At 41.6% G+C, this 13765-nt stretch carries 11 protein-coding genes and 1 riboswitch; of the genes, 1 reads left to right on the forward strand and 10 read right to left on the reverse strand.

What is annotated here, in order from left to right; all coding sequences use genetic code 11:
• Positions 1 to 122: 122 nt before the first annotated feature.
• The 5 genes from mgtA to mvk all read right to left on the reverse strand — a co-directional run bounded on the left by mgtA (position 123) and on the right by mvk (position 7585).
• A complete protein-coding gene (mgtA, locus tag HSISS3_RS06880; RefSeq protein ID WP_021152182.1) occupies positions 123 to 2783 on the reverse strand; it encodes a magnesium-translocating P-type ATPase in 2661 nt (886 codons plus the stop codon).
• A gap of 224 nt (positions 2784 to 3007) precedes the next feature.
• A riboswitch (M-box (ykoK) riboswitch) is annotated at positions 3008 to 3163 on the reverse strand.
• Between the two features lie 576 nt (positions 3164 to 3739).
• Positions 3740 to 4744, reverse strand: coding sequence for a type 2 isopentenyl-diphosphate Delta-isomerase (gene fni / locus HSISS3_RS06885; protein ID WP_021152183.1), 1005 nt, complete (start codon positions 4742 to 4744; stop codon positions 3740 to 3742).
• A 48-nt stretch (positions 4745 to 4792) separates the two neighbouring features.
• A complete protein-coding gene (locus tag HSISS3_RS06890) occupies positions 4793 to 5788 on the reverse strand; it encodes a phosphomevalonate kinase (RefSeq protein ID WP_021152184.1) in 996 nt (331 codons plus the stop codon).
• On the reverse strand, positions 5781 to 6725 hold the full coding sequence (mvaD, locus tag HSISS3_RS06895) for a diphosphomevalonate decarboxylase (protein WP_021152185.1): 945 nt from the start codon (positions 6723 to 6725) through the stop codon (positions 5781 to 5783). The genes HSISS3_RS06890 and mvaD overlap by 8 nt, the downstream gene beginning before the upstream one ends.
• Entirely contained in the window at positions 6707 to 7585 is an 879-nt protein-coding gene (mvk, locus tag HSISS3_RS06900) for a mevalonate kinase (protein WP_008534042.1), read from the reverse strand. The genes mvaD and mvk overlap by 19 nt, the downstream gene beginning before the upstream one ends.
• 262 nt (positions 7586 to 7847) lie before the next feature.
• Between mvk and HSISS3_RS06905 the strand changes: the two genes are divergently transcribed.
• Positions 7848 to 8411: a nucleotidyltransferase family protein gene (locus HSISS3_RS06905; protein ID WP_021152186.1), complete on the forward strand. Its 564-nt coding sequence runs from the start codon at positions 7848 to 7850 to the stop codon at positions 8409 to 8411.
• Between the two features lie 270 nt (positions 8412 to 8681).
• On the opposite strand, the gene HSISS3_RS06910 is transcribed toward HSISS3_RS06905, so the two are convergent.
• The 5 genes from HSISS3_RS06910 to HSISS3_RS06930 all read right to left on the reverse strand — a co-directional run bounded on the left by HSISS3_RS06910 (position 8682) and on the right by HSISS3_RS06930 (position 13692).
• Positions 8682 to 9998 (reverse strand): FAD-containing oxidoreductase, encoded by a 1317-nt coding sequence (locus tag HSISS3_RS06910; RefSeq protein WP_021152187.1) that lies wholly within the window; start codon positions 9996 to 9998, stop codon positions 8682 to 8684.
• Positions 9999 to 10158: 160 nt separating this feature from the next.
• Positions 10159 to 10950 carry an alpha/beta fold hydrolase gene (locus tag HSISS3_RS06915; protein WP_021152188.1) on the reverse strand — a complete coding sequence of 264 codons (792 nt, stop codon included), beginning with the start codon at positions 10948 to 10950 and terminating at the stop codon, positions 10159 to 10161.
• Between the two features lie 39 nt (positions 10951 to 10989).
• Complete coding sequence (locus HSISS3_RS06920) at positions 10990 to 11355, reverse strand: hypothetical protein (RefSeq protein ID WP_021145825.1); 366 nt, start codon at positions 11353 to 11355, stop codon at positions 10990 to 10992.
• A gap of 279 nt (positions 11356 to 11634) precedes the next feature.
• Positions 11635 to 12777 carry an amidohydrolase gene (locus HSISS3_RS06925; RefSeq protein WP_021152189.1) on the reverse strand — a complete coding sequence of 381 codons (1143 nt, stop codon included), beginning with the start codon at positions 12775 to 12777 and terminating at the stop codon, positions 11635 to 11637.
• A gap of 195 nt (positions 12778 to 12972) precedes the next feature.
• On the reverse strand, positions 12973 to 13692 hold the full coding sequence (locus tag HSISS3_RS06930; protein WP_021152190.1) for a 16S rRNA pseudouridine(516) synthase: 720 nt from the start codon (positions 13690 to 13692) through the stop codon (positions 12973 to 12975).
• Positions 13693 to 13765: the final 73 nt, after the last annotated feature.

The following is a 13765-nucleotide window of genomic DNA, read 5'->3' on the forward strand; positions in this document are numbered from 1 at the left end:
ACTGTCATTCTAAAGGCCTCTGATTATCTATAATCGCCCTATTATACCATAAATGAAAAGGTTTTGGCAGAATGAAAGGTAATGAAAAAAGAGCTGACGCTCTTTTTCTAAGTATAGTTATCCTATAACCATTCTTTGTATTTCTTAATATAGATATGCTTCACAAAGGTAACACTAAGCATATACAAAGTAATGATGATAAACAAGAGAATGAAATAGAGACCGTTTAGATGGCTGAGTTTTAAGAGACCAGCCAATGGACTGTATGGAAGAGAAGTCACAAAGAAAGCAGCAAATAAGGTTGTCACAACAACTGATAGTGCTGGGTGACTTTGAATAAATGGTAGTTTTGGTGAACGTAACATGTGGATAACCATGGTTTGAGACCACATAGATTCAATAAACCAACCTGTTTGGAAAATAATGATAAATGCTGACGCTTCTGGTGAACCATGAACATAGCTATGCCCCAAAATCATTGGCACAATGATGAAATAGAGCAAGATATATGTCAAAATATCAAATACGGACGAAATAGGTCCTATCCAAGCCATGAAACGCATGATTGATTTGGCTTCCCAGATATGTGGCTCTTTAAGAAATTCCTTGTCCACATTGTCAAATGGAAGGGCTATACAAGAGATATCATAGACAAGATTTAGGACAATCAAATGCACAGGTGCCATTGGTAGAAATGGTAAGAAAATGCTGGCAAAGAGGAGAGAAAAGATATTCCCGAAATTTGAAGAAACGGTCATCTTGATATATTTAGTCATATTAGCATAGACCTTCCGTCCTTCAACCAAACCTTTTTCCAAGACCATTAAATCCTTATCAAGCAAGATAGCATCTGCAGTTTCTTTGGCGATATCAACAGCTGTATCCACAGAAATCCCCACATCTGACACCTTCATGGATGGGGCATCGTTGATACCATCACCCATATAGCCTACCTTATGCCCATTTTCCTTAAGGCTTAGGATAATTCGTGCCTTTTGGTCTGGAGATAACTTAGCAAAGACTGTTGTCGTTTCCACAGCCTTAGCCAAATCTTGATCTGACATGGTATCAAGATCACTTCCAAGTAGAATGTGCGTCACATCTAGACCAACTTTTTCACAGACAGCCTGTGTCACCTTATCATTGTCTCCAGTCAAAATTTTTGTGGTCACACCATATTCCGCCAAAGCCTTGATAGCAGGTGCTGCTGATGGTTTTGGTGGGTCAAGGAAGGCAAGATATCCCGTCAAAATCATATCACTTTCATCTTCGACACTAAAGACGTCATTTTCATTAAGCTGTGATTTGTAGCTAACACCGAGAACACGCAAACCTTGTTCATTCAACTGTGCAACTTCCGTAAGGACTTCCTCACGAACATCGTTAGTCAATGGGATAATGTCTCCCTTGTATTCCACATAGTTAGAAACAGAGAGCATTTCTTCAAGGGCACCTTTTGTCACCATACTAACAAATCCATCAGTGTCTTTAACAATGACACTCATGCGACGACGTTCAAAATCAAAAGGTAGCTCATCAATCTTTTGGAAGGTCTGGTCAAGGTCACGAACGATGTCATGTTTCTTAGCTTCTCTTTCAGTTCGGCTAATAATGGCACGGTCCATAAGATTTTTTAAGCCAGTTTGGAAATAAGAATTAAGATAGGCTCTCCGAAGTACTGATAGGTCAAGGTCACCATGGATATCAAGAGGGTACTCAAGAACGATTTCATCCTGAGTCAGGGTTCCTGTCTTATCCGTACAAAGGATGTCGATAGCCCCTAGGTCTTGAATAGCATTAAGCTTTTTGATGACCACCTTTTCCTTGGCCATAATGATAGAACCCTTGGCAAGACTGGCTGTGATAATCATCGGCAACATTTCTGGGGTCAAACCGACTCCCACACTAAGGGCAAAGACGCCGGCTTCAAGCCAGTCCCCATCTGTTAAACCGTTAATCACAAAAACAACAGGAACCATAACCAACATGAGTCGAATCAAGAGCCAAGAAATGGAATTCATCTCACGTTCAAATGAAGTTGGTTCGTCATAAGTATTGATGGTCTGCTCAATTGCTCCCATCATGGTTTCATCACCAACAACTAAAACCAAGGCTGTTGCACGACCAGAGATAACATTAGTTCCCATGAAAGCAAGGCTCTCACTTTCAAGCAGGCTCTCTAGATTTTGACCATCTGCTTTAGCCAGACAAGCTTTTTCCACAGCATCGCTTTCACCTGTCAAGCCAGACTGTTGAACAAAGAAATCACGAGAATCTAGTAAGACCACATCAGCCGGAATCATATCTCCCGCACTTAGTTTGACCACATCTCCAACCACAATTTCATCAATTGGGATTTCTTGTTCACTGCCATCTCGAAGTACTGTTGCTGTATTGACAATCATGCGAGACAAATTACTGGCAGCCTTGTCGCTACGAAGTTCTTGAATAAAACGGATACCACCAGATATCAAAACTAGAGTGACAATGATGATAGAAGTCGTTGGGTCTTCTTCACCCGGTTTAGCAAGCCAGACATTGGTGATAAAGGAAACCAGAGCAATGACTAAGAGAATAACAGTAAAGGGATTGATGATAGATTCATAAATCTTTTTGATGATAGAATCCTCTTGTCCTTTGGTTATGACATTTTCCCCATAAAGGTCACGGTTTTCTTCTACTTGGTCTTCCTTCAAGCCATCCAAATGAGTCTTGTAGCGAGTAAGGGTTGTTTCAAGTGGCTCTTGAAGAGCAGCAATAAGTCTTTCTTTATTTGTTGACATTGGAATCTCCTTATTTAATCAGGAGTCAATCACTTATGGAGTCCCTAAGACACTAATCAGCGATTGACTGGTTAGGTGCGGTTCGGGGTGATCGTCGATTAGTCTCATAGGTTTCTCCTTTCATTTTTTTACATAGTGGGTGGACCTCAGATAAAAGAAAAGAGTCCTACCCATATACAGGTAAGACTCTATAAACTCGAGGTTGATTTTTTAATAGATTCTGTCAAAAAATGGACCGTTCAAGCTTTAGCTCCGCAAGGCGATGAAATGAGCTTAGTCTTGACCTTGGCGATCAGGACTGTTGACCAACGAATAGTGTCTCCACTGCTTTGCGGTAGTCATCCGTATCCTTGTGGTAGCCTCACCTACCGTATTTCACTGAAAATAATACTCCTAAGGCAGTAACTTGTCAAGGGGAAAAGTTACTTTTTGCTTGAGTGGGTAATAAAAAAAGAGCTTCCGCTCTTTTTTGTAAGATATTCTTTTGTAAAATGGATTTTTTTAGACTTTCCCTAAGTGAGTGCGGACATCAGCGAACTTCTTCGAAGCTCCATGACTAATTTTTGAGCCCCTTCACTTTTTAATTTCTAGGCTCAGGCTAAAACAGTTCCCCAAACTGTTTTACTCTCAAAAATTCCAAGTTCTTGAAATACAAGTATTTCAAGAACTTTCTCACAGCGGAAAATCTCGTTAAATGCTCGCTTTGCTCGCTAGAAACAAGTCAAATCATCATGGCAATTATATCATTCTTTAACAGGGGTTAAAGTGATGTCACCGTAAAAATCATCACCTCTATAATACACCTTGCCATTGATTTTATCACCATCGACTTTTACTTCTTTAAGAGTTACAGGAGCTACATCTGAACCAAGACCTGAATAATCACCACTGCCGTCATGATCTAACGAAATTGATTTCCCATCTTTAAAAATTAAAAAAGAGCACTTGGCTCTTTCCTACTTTCTTTGTTTGATATAAGTCCCTTGTAACTTACCGTGGAGGATGTAATCCACAGACTTGAGCTCATCAACAGTTCGACAATCAAGGGCACACATGATGAGACGAAGGTCATCTTTCCAGCCATTAACAATAGCCACAACCTTATCCACAGGGTAGCGTTCTACCAATTCAAGGACTGTTCGTGAGAGGCCAACGCCTTTTGCTCCTAAGACCAGACATTTAACCATATCAAGTGGGTTGCGCACGCCACCAGAGGCTAAGATTTCCACATCTTCACGAAGATCTTGAGCTTGCAAGAGGGTCTGAACCGTACTTTGTCCCCAGTCATTGAGGTAATCACGGTTGCCGCCTCGACTATTTTCAATATAGGCAAAGCTTGTTCCACCACGACCTGAGATATCCACAGTTTTGATGCCCTGAGACATGGCGTAACGAATGGTTTCCACATCCATACCAAAGCCGACCTCCTTGAGGACAAGTGGGCACTCTATTTTCTGTGCATAAGCCACCACATTTTCCTTCCAGGTATGGAAAATACGCTCTCCCTCAGGCATGAGAAGCTCCTGCATAAGGTTAACATGGAGCTGTAAAAAGACTGGGTCCATAGCTTCCACTGTCTTAATGCCCAGGTCCACAGACTTATCCACACCGATATTGGTCGCAAGGTCTAAGTCTGGAAACTCTTGCCGATAGTCAAAAGATTCTGGTGCCTCTCCCTTTAGAGCAGCACTGTAGGAACCTGTCACCATAAGAATACCCGTTCGACTGGCCACCTCAGCAAGTTTTCGATTGACAGCCCCACCTTTAGCAGAACCACCTGTCATGGCATTGATATAAAAGGGAAAATTCCAATCTCGTCCCGCAAAATGTGTGGACAAGTCAATCTGATCTAAATCATAAGTCGGTAGGGACTTGTGGATAAGTTCCATATCGTCAAAACTATTGTAGGGCGACTGGTACTTGAGGGCATAACGGATGTGATCGTCTTTACGATTTGTCATAGGTTATTTCTTTACTTTCTTGCGTGATAATGTCTACTAAGCTGACCTCTAAACCTCATACAAAAGCTCTATGCCTTCTTGCTGCCAGCGCTTAACTAGAATATCTCGGCTGGCTTGGTCAAAGGCAAAGGCGATACCACAGTCACCACCACCTGCTCCAGAAGACTTAGCAATAGCATCAAGTCCTTGTTCAGCTTCTTTGAGTTTTTTCAGCTTGTCCACATAAATATCTGGACTAAGCGATTCCAACTGGTCACTGACGGCTTGGAGGCTGCTCTTAAGCAAGGTCTTATCTCCTGTTTCCAGAGCCTTGATGGCATCTTGGACGGCAACTTCGGTTTCACTTAAATACTTGCTTGATATGTGAGATTTGGCCATTTTAACCATGTCTTTTGAAATAGCAGCTTGCTTGGTCCACCCCACCAAAAAATGAGCTTTGAGAGCTGGTACTACAGGTCTGATACCATAGCCCCAGTCTTTTTCCAAAAGCTCTGATAAGGTCACTTGATTTATTAACTCTGCTATTTTTGCACGGTCAAAGGAACGATAGGCAACCAAATCCTCGTATACGATACAAGCTAGGTCCCCCATAGAACCATTATCTCCTTGCTTGAGGAGGGTGTAGCTGGCTAGCTTAAAGAGAATGTCTTTAGATAAGTCTTTCTGAAGGGCTGCTGTCAAGGCCTTGAGGGTCAATACCACAACAGAACCCGAAGAACCGATACCAAATTTAACCCCATCTCGTTCCAGCTTTCCTGTGATGGAAAGGTCCAGACTAGGCAATTTCTCACCACAATAGACTTCAAAAGTATTCAAGGCCTCTTGAATGAGGGCGTAATTTGCGTCTAGCTCACGGCCCACACTATAGTCAAACATGTCTGAAGACAACTGAGTACGTGACGCTTCCTTGACCTCGGCTGACATGAAAATAGGAATAAATTGGATTAGGGCCGTTTGACCAGGTGTTAAGACTGAATATTCTCCAGCAATGTAGAGCTTTCCACCTGTTTTTACTGTGACCTGATTGACTGAGGGCTTAGGCATCTGGCAACTCCTTGGTGCGTGAAACAATGACCTGATAATCCTTACGGAAATGGTCTGCTAGGCGGTCCAGGTCTTCTTCCAGACAAAGCACCTTAACATTTGGCCCTGCATCCATCGTGAAATAACACTGCTCACCAGAGGCACGGAGGGCCTTAACCTTATCCATAGCCTGGTATGAGGCTTCAGTTAGGTATGAAAATGGAGGGTTGGCCGTACTTGTGGTTTGGTGCATACGAAGGGCATTGGCTTCAGTAAGCTCGCCGACCGCTTGGAAATCATTTGCTTTGAGATAAGCCAACATATCCTTGTAATCTAGCTCAGACTGTTTAATCCACTCTGGGAAGGAGGTCGATGTTTCGGTACACAATTTCATACCGTCTCGGCTTGATACGGGTTTCTTTTGGTCTGTTAAAACTAGCATAATCATGGCCAATTTGAGGTCTGTTTCAACTTGGTAAACCTCACCACTATCCTTGTCCCAGGCTGCCAATGGTCCAAAGAAAGAACGTGATGATGATCCTGAAGCAAACTTGGCAATTTGCGCTAATTCAGACTGCGTTTTTCCGACTTGAAAGAGCTCGTTGGCTGCCTTAACTAGGGCAGAAAGTCCTGAGGAACTTGATGATAGACCCGCAGCTGTTGGCATATTGTTCCAAGTTTCAATCTTGACATGTTGGTTTGGATTAGTACGGAAGAGATCTAAAACCTTGCTGGCCTTGGTTGTTTCTTTTTCCCCTTGGAGCTCGTCATCGATATACATAACATCACTGGTCGCATCCTCAGGCAGAAAAGACAACTTGGTTTCCGTATACATATTTTCCAAAGTCAGTGAAATACTACTAGTTGAAGGAATCATTCGCTTGGCATCCGCCTTACCCCAGTATTTGACAATAGCAATATTTGCGTACGATTTGACGCTTACAGGCTTTCTATCCACGTGTTTACCGCTCCTTTTTCTTGAAGTTTTTTAGCAATCGTTTGGGCTTGATTCTTAGTACTTGTCAGGGCAATAATACAGCCACCCAGTCCTCCGCCTGACATCTTGGCCCCGAGCGCACCCTGTTCCAGAGCAGTCGCTATGAGCAGGTCAGACAAATCGCAGGACACACCTAAAGATTTAAGGTGATTATGAGCTTGCGACATAAGCTGCCCAAGAAGCTCTTGATCCTTGGCCTTGAGGGCTCCTTCCGCCCTCTGACTTAATTCGCCTAGCTGATTTAGGTCTGATAAGGCATCTAGTCCAATAGCCTCAACCTTTTCCACGGCCTCACGGGTGTTTCCATGAATGCCCGTGTCTGCGATAACTAGATAGGCACCTAGATCAACCTCGATTTCCTTGAAGCCAATATTACGGGTAAAGCTGATAGCTCGGTCACTCAGACAAGTCTTGGCATCTAAACCGCTGGGCTTACTGTGGGCAATGGTCTCCGCCTGATGGACCAGCATTTCCAAGGTCTCTCGGCTAAGCTCCTGTTCAAAATAATCAAAAACCGCACGAATCGCTGCAATGGCAACCGCTGCAGACGATCCCATGCCACGCTTTTCAGGGACGCTAGACTTAATAGCATAGCTGATAGGCTGATTCTTGATTTCCAGATAATTAAGCGCTGAAAAAATCGCTGTCGTCAAGGGATCCTGAGCCTTGAGCGTCAAAGGAGTATCAGCCGCCTGAATCTGACAGACAACCTCAATGTCCTTGAGAGGGAGAGCAAGGGCAGGATGACCATAAACGACCGAGTGCTCCCCCATCAAAATAATCTTACTGTGGGCCTTGCCCACTCCTACTTTCTTAGTCATAAGTTACACACACTCACAGACCAACTGGCAAGCGAGTGTCTTTCTACGTTTTTCATACGGTTTTTAGTGGTGACTCAAGGTCTATCAAGCATTCAATGCAGACAAAGAGCACCAATCTAAAGAATTTTCTTATAGCACTTCTATCTTATCATCAAAGCGCAAAAAAAGCGACATCTAACCTAGAGTGTCGCTGTGTATTAGAGATCTGGTCTTATTTTGATATTTCTATCTTAAACTAGTACAATACCAATGAGGTTTTAAAATGATTGATGTCAAAAAACTAATTAAACAGAACTACGAACTAATGGCACTATTAAAGATTATCCACTCTTTTCAACTTAATGACTGTTGGCTTTGTGCTGGAACTATACGCAATTATATTTGGGACTACTTAAGCACCGGAAATACATCTTCAAATATCAATTTCTCAGATATCGATGTCATTTTCTTTGATAAAAACATATCATATGAACAAACTGTTGAAATAGAAAATCAAATAAAGAGAAGATATCCTGAATACAATTGGGAAATAAAAAATCAGTATTATATGAATATACATAGCCCTAATACTGAAAAGTATATTAGCTCTACAGATGCTGTCTTAAAATTTCCCGAAAAATGTACTGCCATAGCCGCTAGACTAAATGACAATCAGAAACTAGAGGTTTTTATTCCTTTTGGAATAGACGATTTAGTTAACTTCAGAGTCTCACCCACACCACATTACTTTTCAAATAAAGAAAGACAAACGGTCTATAACGAGAGGGTAAAAAAGAAAAATTGGAACACAGTCTGGCCAAACATTTCTATAGAATTTATCGAATAGATTAAACTATGATTTGAGATTTACTTTTTTACAAGACTTTCCGCTGTGAGAAAAGTTCCTGAAACTTAATAGTTTCAGAAACTCGGAATTTTTGAGAGTAAAACAGTTCGGGGAACTGTTTTAGCCTGAGCCTAGAAATTAAAAAGTGAAGGGGCTCAAAAATTAGTCATGGAACTTCGAAGAAGGTCGCTGATGACCGTACTCACCTAAGGAAAGCCTTAAAAAAACTTTTCTTCTACATAAAAAAAGAGCTTCTCGGCTCTTTTCATGTTAAATCGCAAACAAATCATTTAGGTTCTCAGCCATAGTTGGGTGAGTAAAGATTTGTTTAGCCAAATCTGTATATGGAATGTGATGGTTCATCGCTAGGGTAATTAGATTGATAATTTCATGAGACTCTTGACCAAAGAGGGTCACTCCCAAAATTTCCTTAGTTTCAGGATTTACCACAGCTTTGAAGGCACCACGCAAATCACCGTTTACATGACCACGAGGCATGCCAGCAACTGGAAGTTCCTTGACAGCAACTGGTCCACCTGCTGCTCTGGCTTGGTCTTCAGTAAGACCAACCTGTGCCAAAGGTGGGTTGAGGAACATAGCGGTTGGAACAGCTCCACGTGTTTCAAGGTTATAACTGCCATCGCCTGTAAGGTAATTAAAGACAATACGGAAATCATCTAATGAAATATAAGTGAACTGAAGGCCACCATTGACATCACCCACTGCAAAGACACCCGGAACACTTGTTTCCAAATGCTTATTAACCTGGATACCACCACGCTCAGTCAAGACAATATCTGTGTTTTCCAAGTGAAGAGGTTCAATATTAGGCTTGCGTCCTGTCGCATAAAGGAGCGCATCAAAACGGAAGTCTCCTTTATCAGTAACAACGACAACTTCATCACCGTCATTCTTAACTTCAGATGTTTTAACACCTTGTTCGAAGACAATACCATCCTCTTCCATGTATTCCTTGGCCAACTTAGCAATAGATGGCTCTACACGTGGCAAGAAGCTAGTCGCTGCATCCAAGACAGTCACTTGGCTTCCCAAACGGTTATAAAGGCCAGCAAATTCAAGACCGATATTACCACCACCTAGGACACCTAAACGTTTAGGCAAGGCTTCAAGGGTTTGAATACCAGTTGAATCGTAGACATGCTCAGCTGTTGTCAAGCCAGGAATAGGCAAGACATTAGACACAGCACCTGTATTGATGACAATAGTCTCAGCTGTAAGCTCTTGGAGGTCATCACCTGCCACTACTTCAATAACCTTATTTGACACGAAATGTGCCTCTGCATCAATGACATCAACGCCATTATCGGCCAACATTTTATAATTCTTAGCGTTAAGACGACCAGTCACCGCACCACGTTCTTTCATAGTATCGTCAAATGACCAGCCCTTTTCGGCCGCAACAATCATAGTCTTGGTTGGGATACACGCAATATTAATGCAAGTACCACCATACATGGCTTTGCTGCGCTCGATAACAGCAACTTTCTTACCAGCTGCATTCATCTTAGCAGCCAGAGTCTTACCGGCTTTACCGAAACCGATAACAATCAAATCATAGTTCAACATTTCTGTATCCTCCTATCTATTGCCATTCTATCATTTAATTTTTCAGACTGCACATATCTGAACTGGAAAATAAAAAGGCTACAGCTTTTGCCATAACCGCTTTAATATCTTATATCACTGGAGATATAAAGACTCTTTAAAAATGAGTTTTCTGAGTGATTTATTGCAGGAATTCTAATAAAACTTTGTTGAAGCGTCTGCTTTCAATATAAGCCGCATGCCCCAATTTGTCAAATTCATAATAAGAAGCGTTTGGAATGCCATTTGCCAGCTCCCTGGCGCCATCCACACCCAGAACTAAATCGTATTTGGCTCCCAGAACAAGGGTCGGACAAGTAATTTTATCAAGCGAACTATAGCAATCAAAGGCTAGAATTGACTTGGCTAAACAAACAAATCGATGGCGTTTTTCTGTACTTACAGACTTCAAAAATAATCTGTTAATCACATATAATTTCTTTAAAACAGGTGACGAAAATGATTTACTCATGAAATCCTTATTGAGCTGGTCCATTTCTCCATTTTCTGCCATCTCTATCCACCCTCCAACGGTTTCTCTACTGATGGTATTATTACGAGAGAGTGTCAGCGCTAATACTAGCTTTTTCACCTTTTGAGGATACTTGATAGCAAATAGCTGAGCAATCATCCCCCCCTGTGATATACCTATGATAGAGGTATTAGTAATATGCAATTTTTCCAGAGAATGATAGAGGTCATCAGCCATATTCTCAATAGTAATGTCTTCTTCGATATGGTCCCTTCTATCAAAAATATAGACCTTGTACTCCTTAGCATATTGATAAAACAAGGCGTAAGTGGCAAGATTGGACAGATCACTTAAACGTTGCAAACTTAATCCCGTAATGATAATGAGATTTTTGTCTCCCTTACCAAAAGTGACATAATCTACACCTGGGTCCGACAAATGATTTCTTTGAATGGTAAACATTACCGACAGTCTTTCATTGAAATGTCTAGGTTTTAGGTCTTATCGAGATAATGGCATATCATTTGAAGCCATGATGACATCACTCACCAAGACGACAAAGAAAAGCTGCCAGGTTATGAAAGCCATGAAGTCTTCACTTTTGAAGAAAATCGGTGCAACCCCTAATAGAATTAAAAAGGCAGCATTTTTTCGAAGGACCTTTTTAAACGTTTGCCAAAACACTCTGAAAGAAATGTTTGCTCCAATCTTACGAGCTATCACCACATGATAAACAATCTCGAGAAAAGCAACCACACCTACCGTGGTTAGAACCTTAGTAAATGGTAGAGCCATCTGAAGTCCTAGATAAAGGACAATCAGCTGAGCCATAACAATCGACACCATAACACGAATATGATTAGCCATGATAAAAACCTCCTAATAAATTGCATGCAAAAGCAAGAACAAATAAGCATTTTTAGTAGTCATTACTATAGTATTTACCTACTCATTATACCATAAAACAAATCTATAATTAGGAGTCATTTTACCATTATCAAGCTTAGTAGCTATAGCCATATCAAACGGTAAAACACTGAATATCAAAAAGGAGTCACACCAATCATGGCGTGGCTCCTCTGTTCTTATCTATCAATTAGCACCCAACCAACCGGCTGGACGCTTCAATGGTATATCCTCCAAGGATTAGTGGTTATCCTTAAAATAATCAAGTAGGAAGAGGGCGTTTTCCACATAGTAATTAACAGCTGCAGGTAAGGCTTCGTCTTTCACAAGGAAATCATCATGGTGCCAGTCGGCAGCATCATCGTCACCATTAGAACCAATGAAGGCAAAAACACCTGGGATTGCCTTCTGATAAGTCGCAAAATCTTCGCCACCTGTTGATGGCAAGGTTTCAATCACTTCTGCGAAAGCCTTAGAATGTTCAAAGATGAGAGGTGTGAGCGTCAAATCATTGTAAGTCACAAAAGGAGAATTGCCCCAAACAATCTCAGCCTGAGCACCAAATTGGTCTGCTGTTGCCTGAACGACCTTTTCAAAACGAGCAATGACATCCTCACGAATCTTAGGATCAAAAGTACGAATTGTTCCCTCAAAAAAGCCTGATGCTGGCAGAACATTCCAAGTATTGCCAACTTCGATATGAGTGACTGACAAAACAGCTGAGTCAAAAGGCGAAATCGTTCGAGCTACGATTTGCTGCAAGTTGTTAATGATGGTCGTAGTAACCAAAACTGTATCCACACCCAAATCAGGGCGAGCCGCATGCGAAGAAACACCCTTGACGTCAACCCTAAACTGCTCCACACCTGCCATAATCGCACCTGAACGAAGACCAATCTGTCCCGGTTTCAAGTGAGGATTGTTGTGATAACCGATGATAGCTGACACACCGTCAATACCGCCCACTTCAATAATCTGGTAAGCCCCTTGGAAATTTTCCTCAGCTGGTTGGAAAATCAAGCGAACTGTCCCTTTCAGCTCCGCTTCTCTTTCTTTTAAAATCTGTGCTGCTCCAAGGAGAGAGGTTTGGTGAAAATCATGACCACATGCGTGCATGGCTCCATTTTCACTGGCATAAGAAAGTCCAGTATTTTCCTGAATTGGAAGCGCATCGATATCAGCACGTAAAGCAATAATCGGATGGCCTGACCCAATTTCAGCAATCAGTCCTGTCTTTAAAGGATAATTTAAAGGTTCAATACCTAATTTTCTCAAATACCCTTTCAAAAAAATGGTTGTCTCGTGTTCATCTTCAGAAACTTCTGGATGTTGATGAATTTGCTGACGTGTCTTTGCTAAATCCTCGTAAAATACATCTGTCATAATAGACCTCCCTCTTTCACTGTCCTAAAACAGTACATGAAGTTGCGTTAACTAAGCTTGCCGATTAAATTACTTCTATCATACCACTGTATTGACCAAATGAATAGTTAAAATTACTTATGGGATACCATAACTATTACTTATAGCTAGCACTTCCACCGTAACATAACCCAAATAACCAAAAACTAAAATGGCTCAGTTTAAATACTTTTTTAAGATGCTCTTTTCCTCCTCGGTCAATGGACGATAGCTTCCCCTTGGTAACTTTTCGTCCAAGACAAAATCTCCAAAGGAAATACGTTTGAGGTAGGTCACCTTGACCCCATAAGCCAAGAACATCTTTTTCACTTGATGAAACTTGCCTTCTGAAATCGTGATTTGAGCACAACTCTTGTCACTAGCTGAACTCAGAATTTTCAGCTGAGCCGGTTTACAAACAGTACCATCCTCAAAGACAACACCTGACTCAAAAAATGTAGGTGCATCAGGCCCAAGAACATCATTGACCTCAACATAATACGTCTTAGCCACATGATAACGTGGGTGAAGCAGGACAAAGCCCAAGGGTCCATTGTTGGTAATCAGCACCAGACCTTCTGTATCTCTATCCAAACGCCCTACAGGATAAAGCCCTTCTCGCTGATCCTCAGGCTTAATCAAATCAATGACCGTTTGGTGTTCCTTGTCTCTTCGAGCTGATACCACTCCTGATGGCTTATTCATGAGATAGTAAACTTCTGGCGAATGTTCCAGTTCCTTTCCAGAAACTGTGATGGTCTGGAGACTAGCATCCACATTAAGATTATCCCGTTCAGCCAAGACACCATCCACATAGACTTGCCGACTACGAATGAGCTTCTTGACCTGATTGCGAGAACCATAGCCAGCCTGTCCTAATAATTTATCTAAACGCATAGCCCTATTGTACCATGGATAAGTCCAGTCTTGTAGACTAAAAAAGCCTACCTACAAAAGGTAGACTTATCAT

It is taken from the genome of Streptococcus sp. HSISS3 (assembly GCF_000448605.1).
Taxonomy (GTDB): Bacteria; Bacillota; Bacilli; order Lactobacillales; family Streptococcaceae; genus Streptococcus; species Streptococcus raffinosi.

Excerpts from the sequence above, each read along its gene's own strand:
- mgtA (WP_021152182.1), bottom strand. The coding sequence starts at position 2,783 with ATGTCAACAAATAAAGAAAGACTTATTGCTGCTCTTCAAGAGCCACTT.
- fni (WP_021152183.1), bottom strand. The coding sequence starts at position 4,744 with ATGACAAATCGTAAAGACGATCACATCCGTTATGCCCTCAAGTACCAG.
- HSISS3_RS06890 (WP_021152184.1), bottom strand. The coding sequence starts at position 5,788 with ATGCCTAAGCCCTCAGTCAATCAGGTCACAGTAAAAACAGGTGGAAAG.
- mvk (WP_008534042.1), bottom strand. The coding sequence starts at position 7,585 with ATGACTAAGAAAGTAGGAGTGGGCAAGGCCCACAGTAAGATTATTTTG.
- HSISS3_RS06905 (WP_021152186.1), top strand. The coding sequence starts at position 7,848 with ATGATTGATGTCAAAAAACTAATTAAACAGAACTACGAACTAATGGCA.
- HSISS3_RS06910 (WP_021152187.1), bottom strand. The coding sequence starts at position 9,998 with ATGTTGAACTATGATTTGATTGTTATCGGTTTCGGTAAAGCCGGTAAG.
- HSISS3_RS06915 (WP_021152188.1), bottom strand. The coding sequence starts at position 10,950 with ATGTTTACCATTCAAAGAAATCATTTGTCGGACCCAGGTGTAGATTAT.
- HSISS3_RS06920 (WP_021145825.1), bottom strand. The coding sequence starts at position 11,355 with ATGGCTAATCATATTCGTGTTATGGTGTCGATTGTTATGGCTCAGCTG.
- HSISS3_RS06925 (WP_021152189.1), bottom strand. The coding sequence starts at position 12,777 with ATGACAGATGTATTTTACGAGGATTTAGCAAAGACACGTCAGCAAATT.
- HSISS3_RS06930 (WP_021152190.1), bottom strand. The coding sequence starts at position 13,692 with ATGCGTTTAGATAAATTATTAGGACAGGCTGGCTATGGTTCTCGCAAT.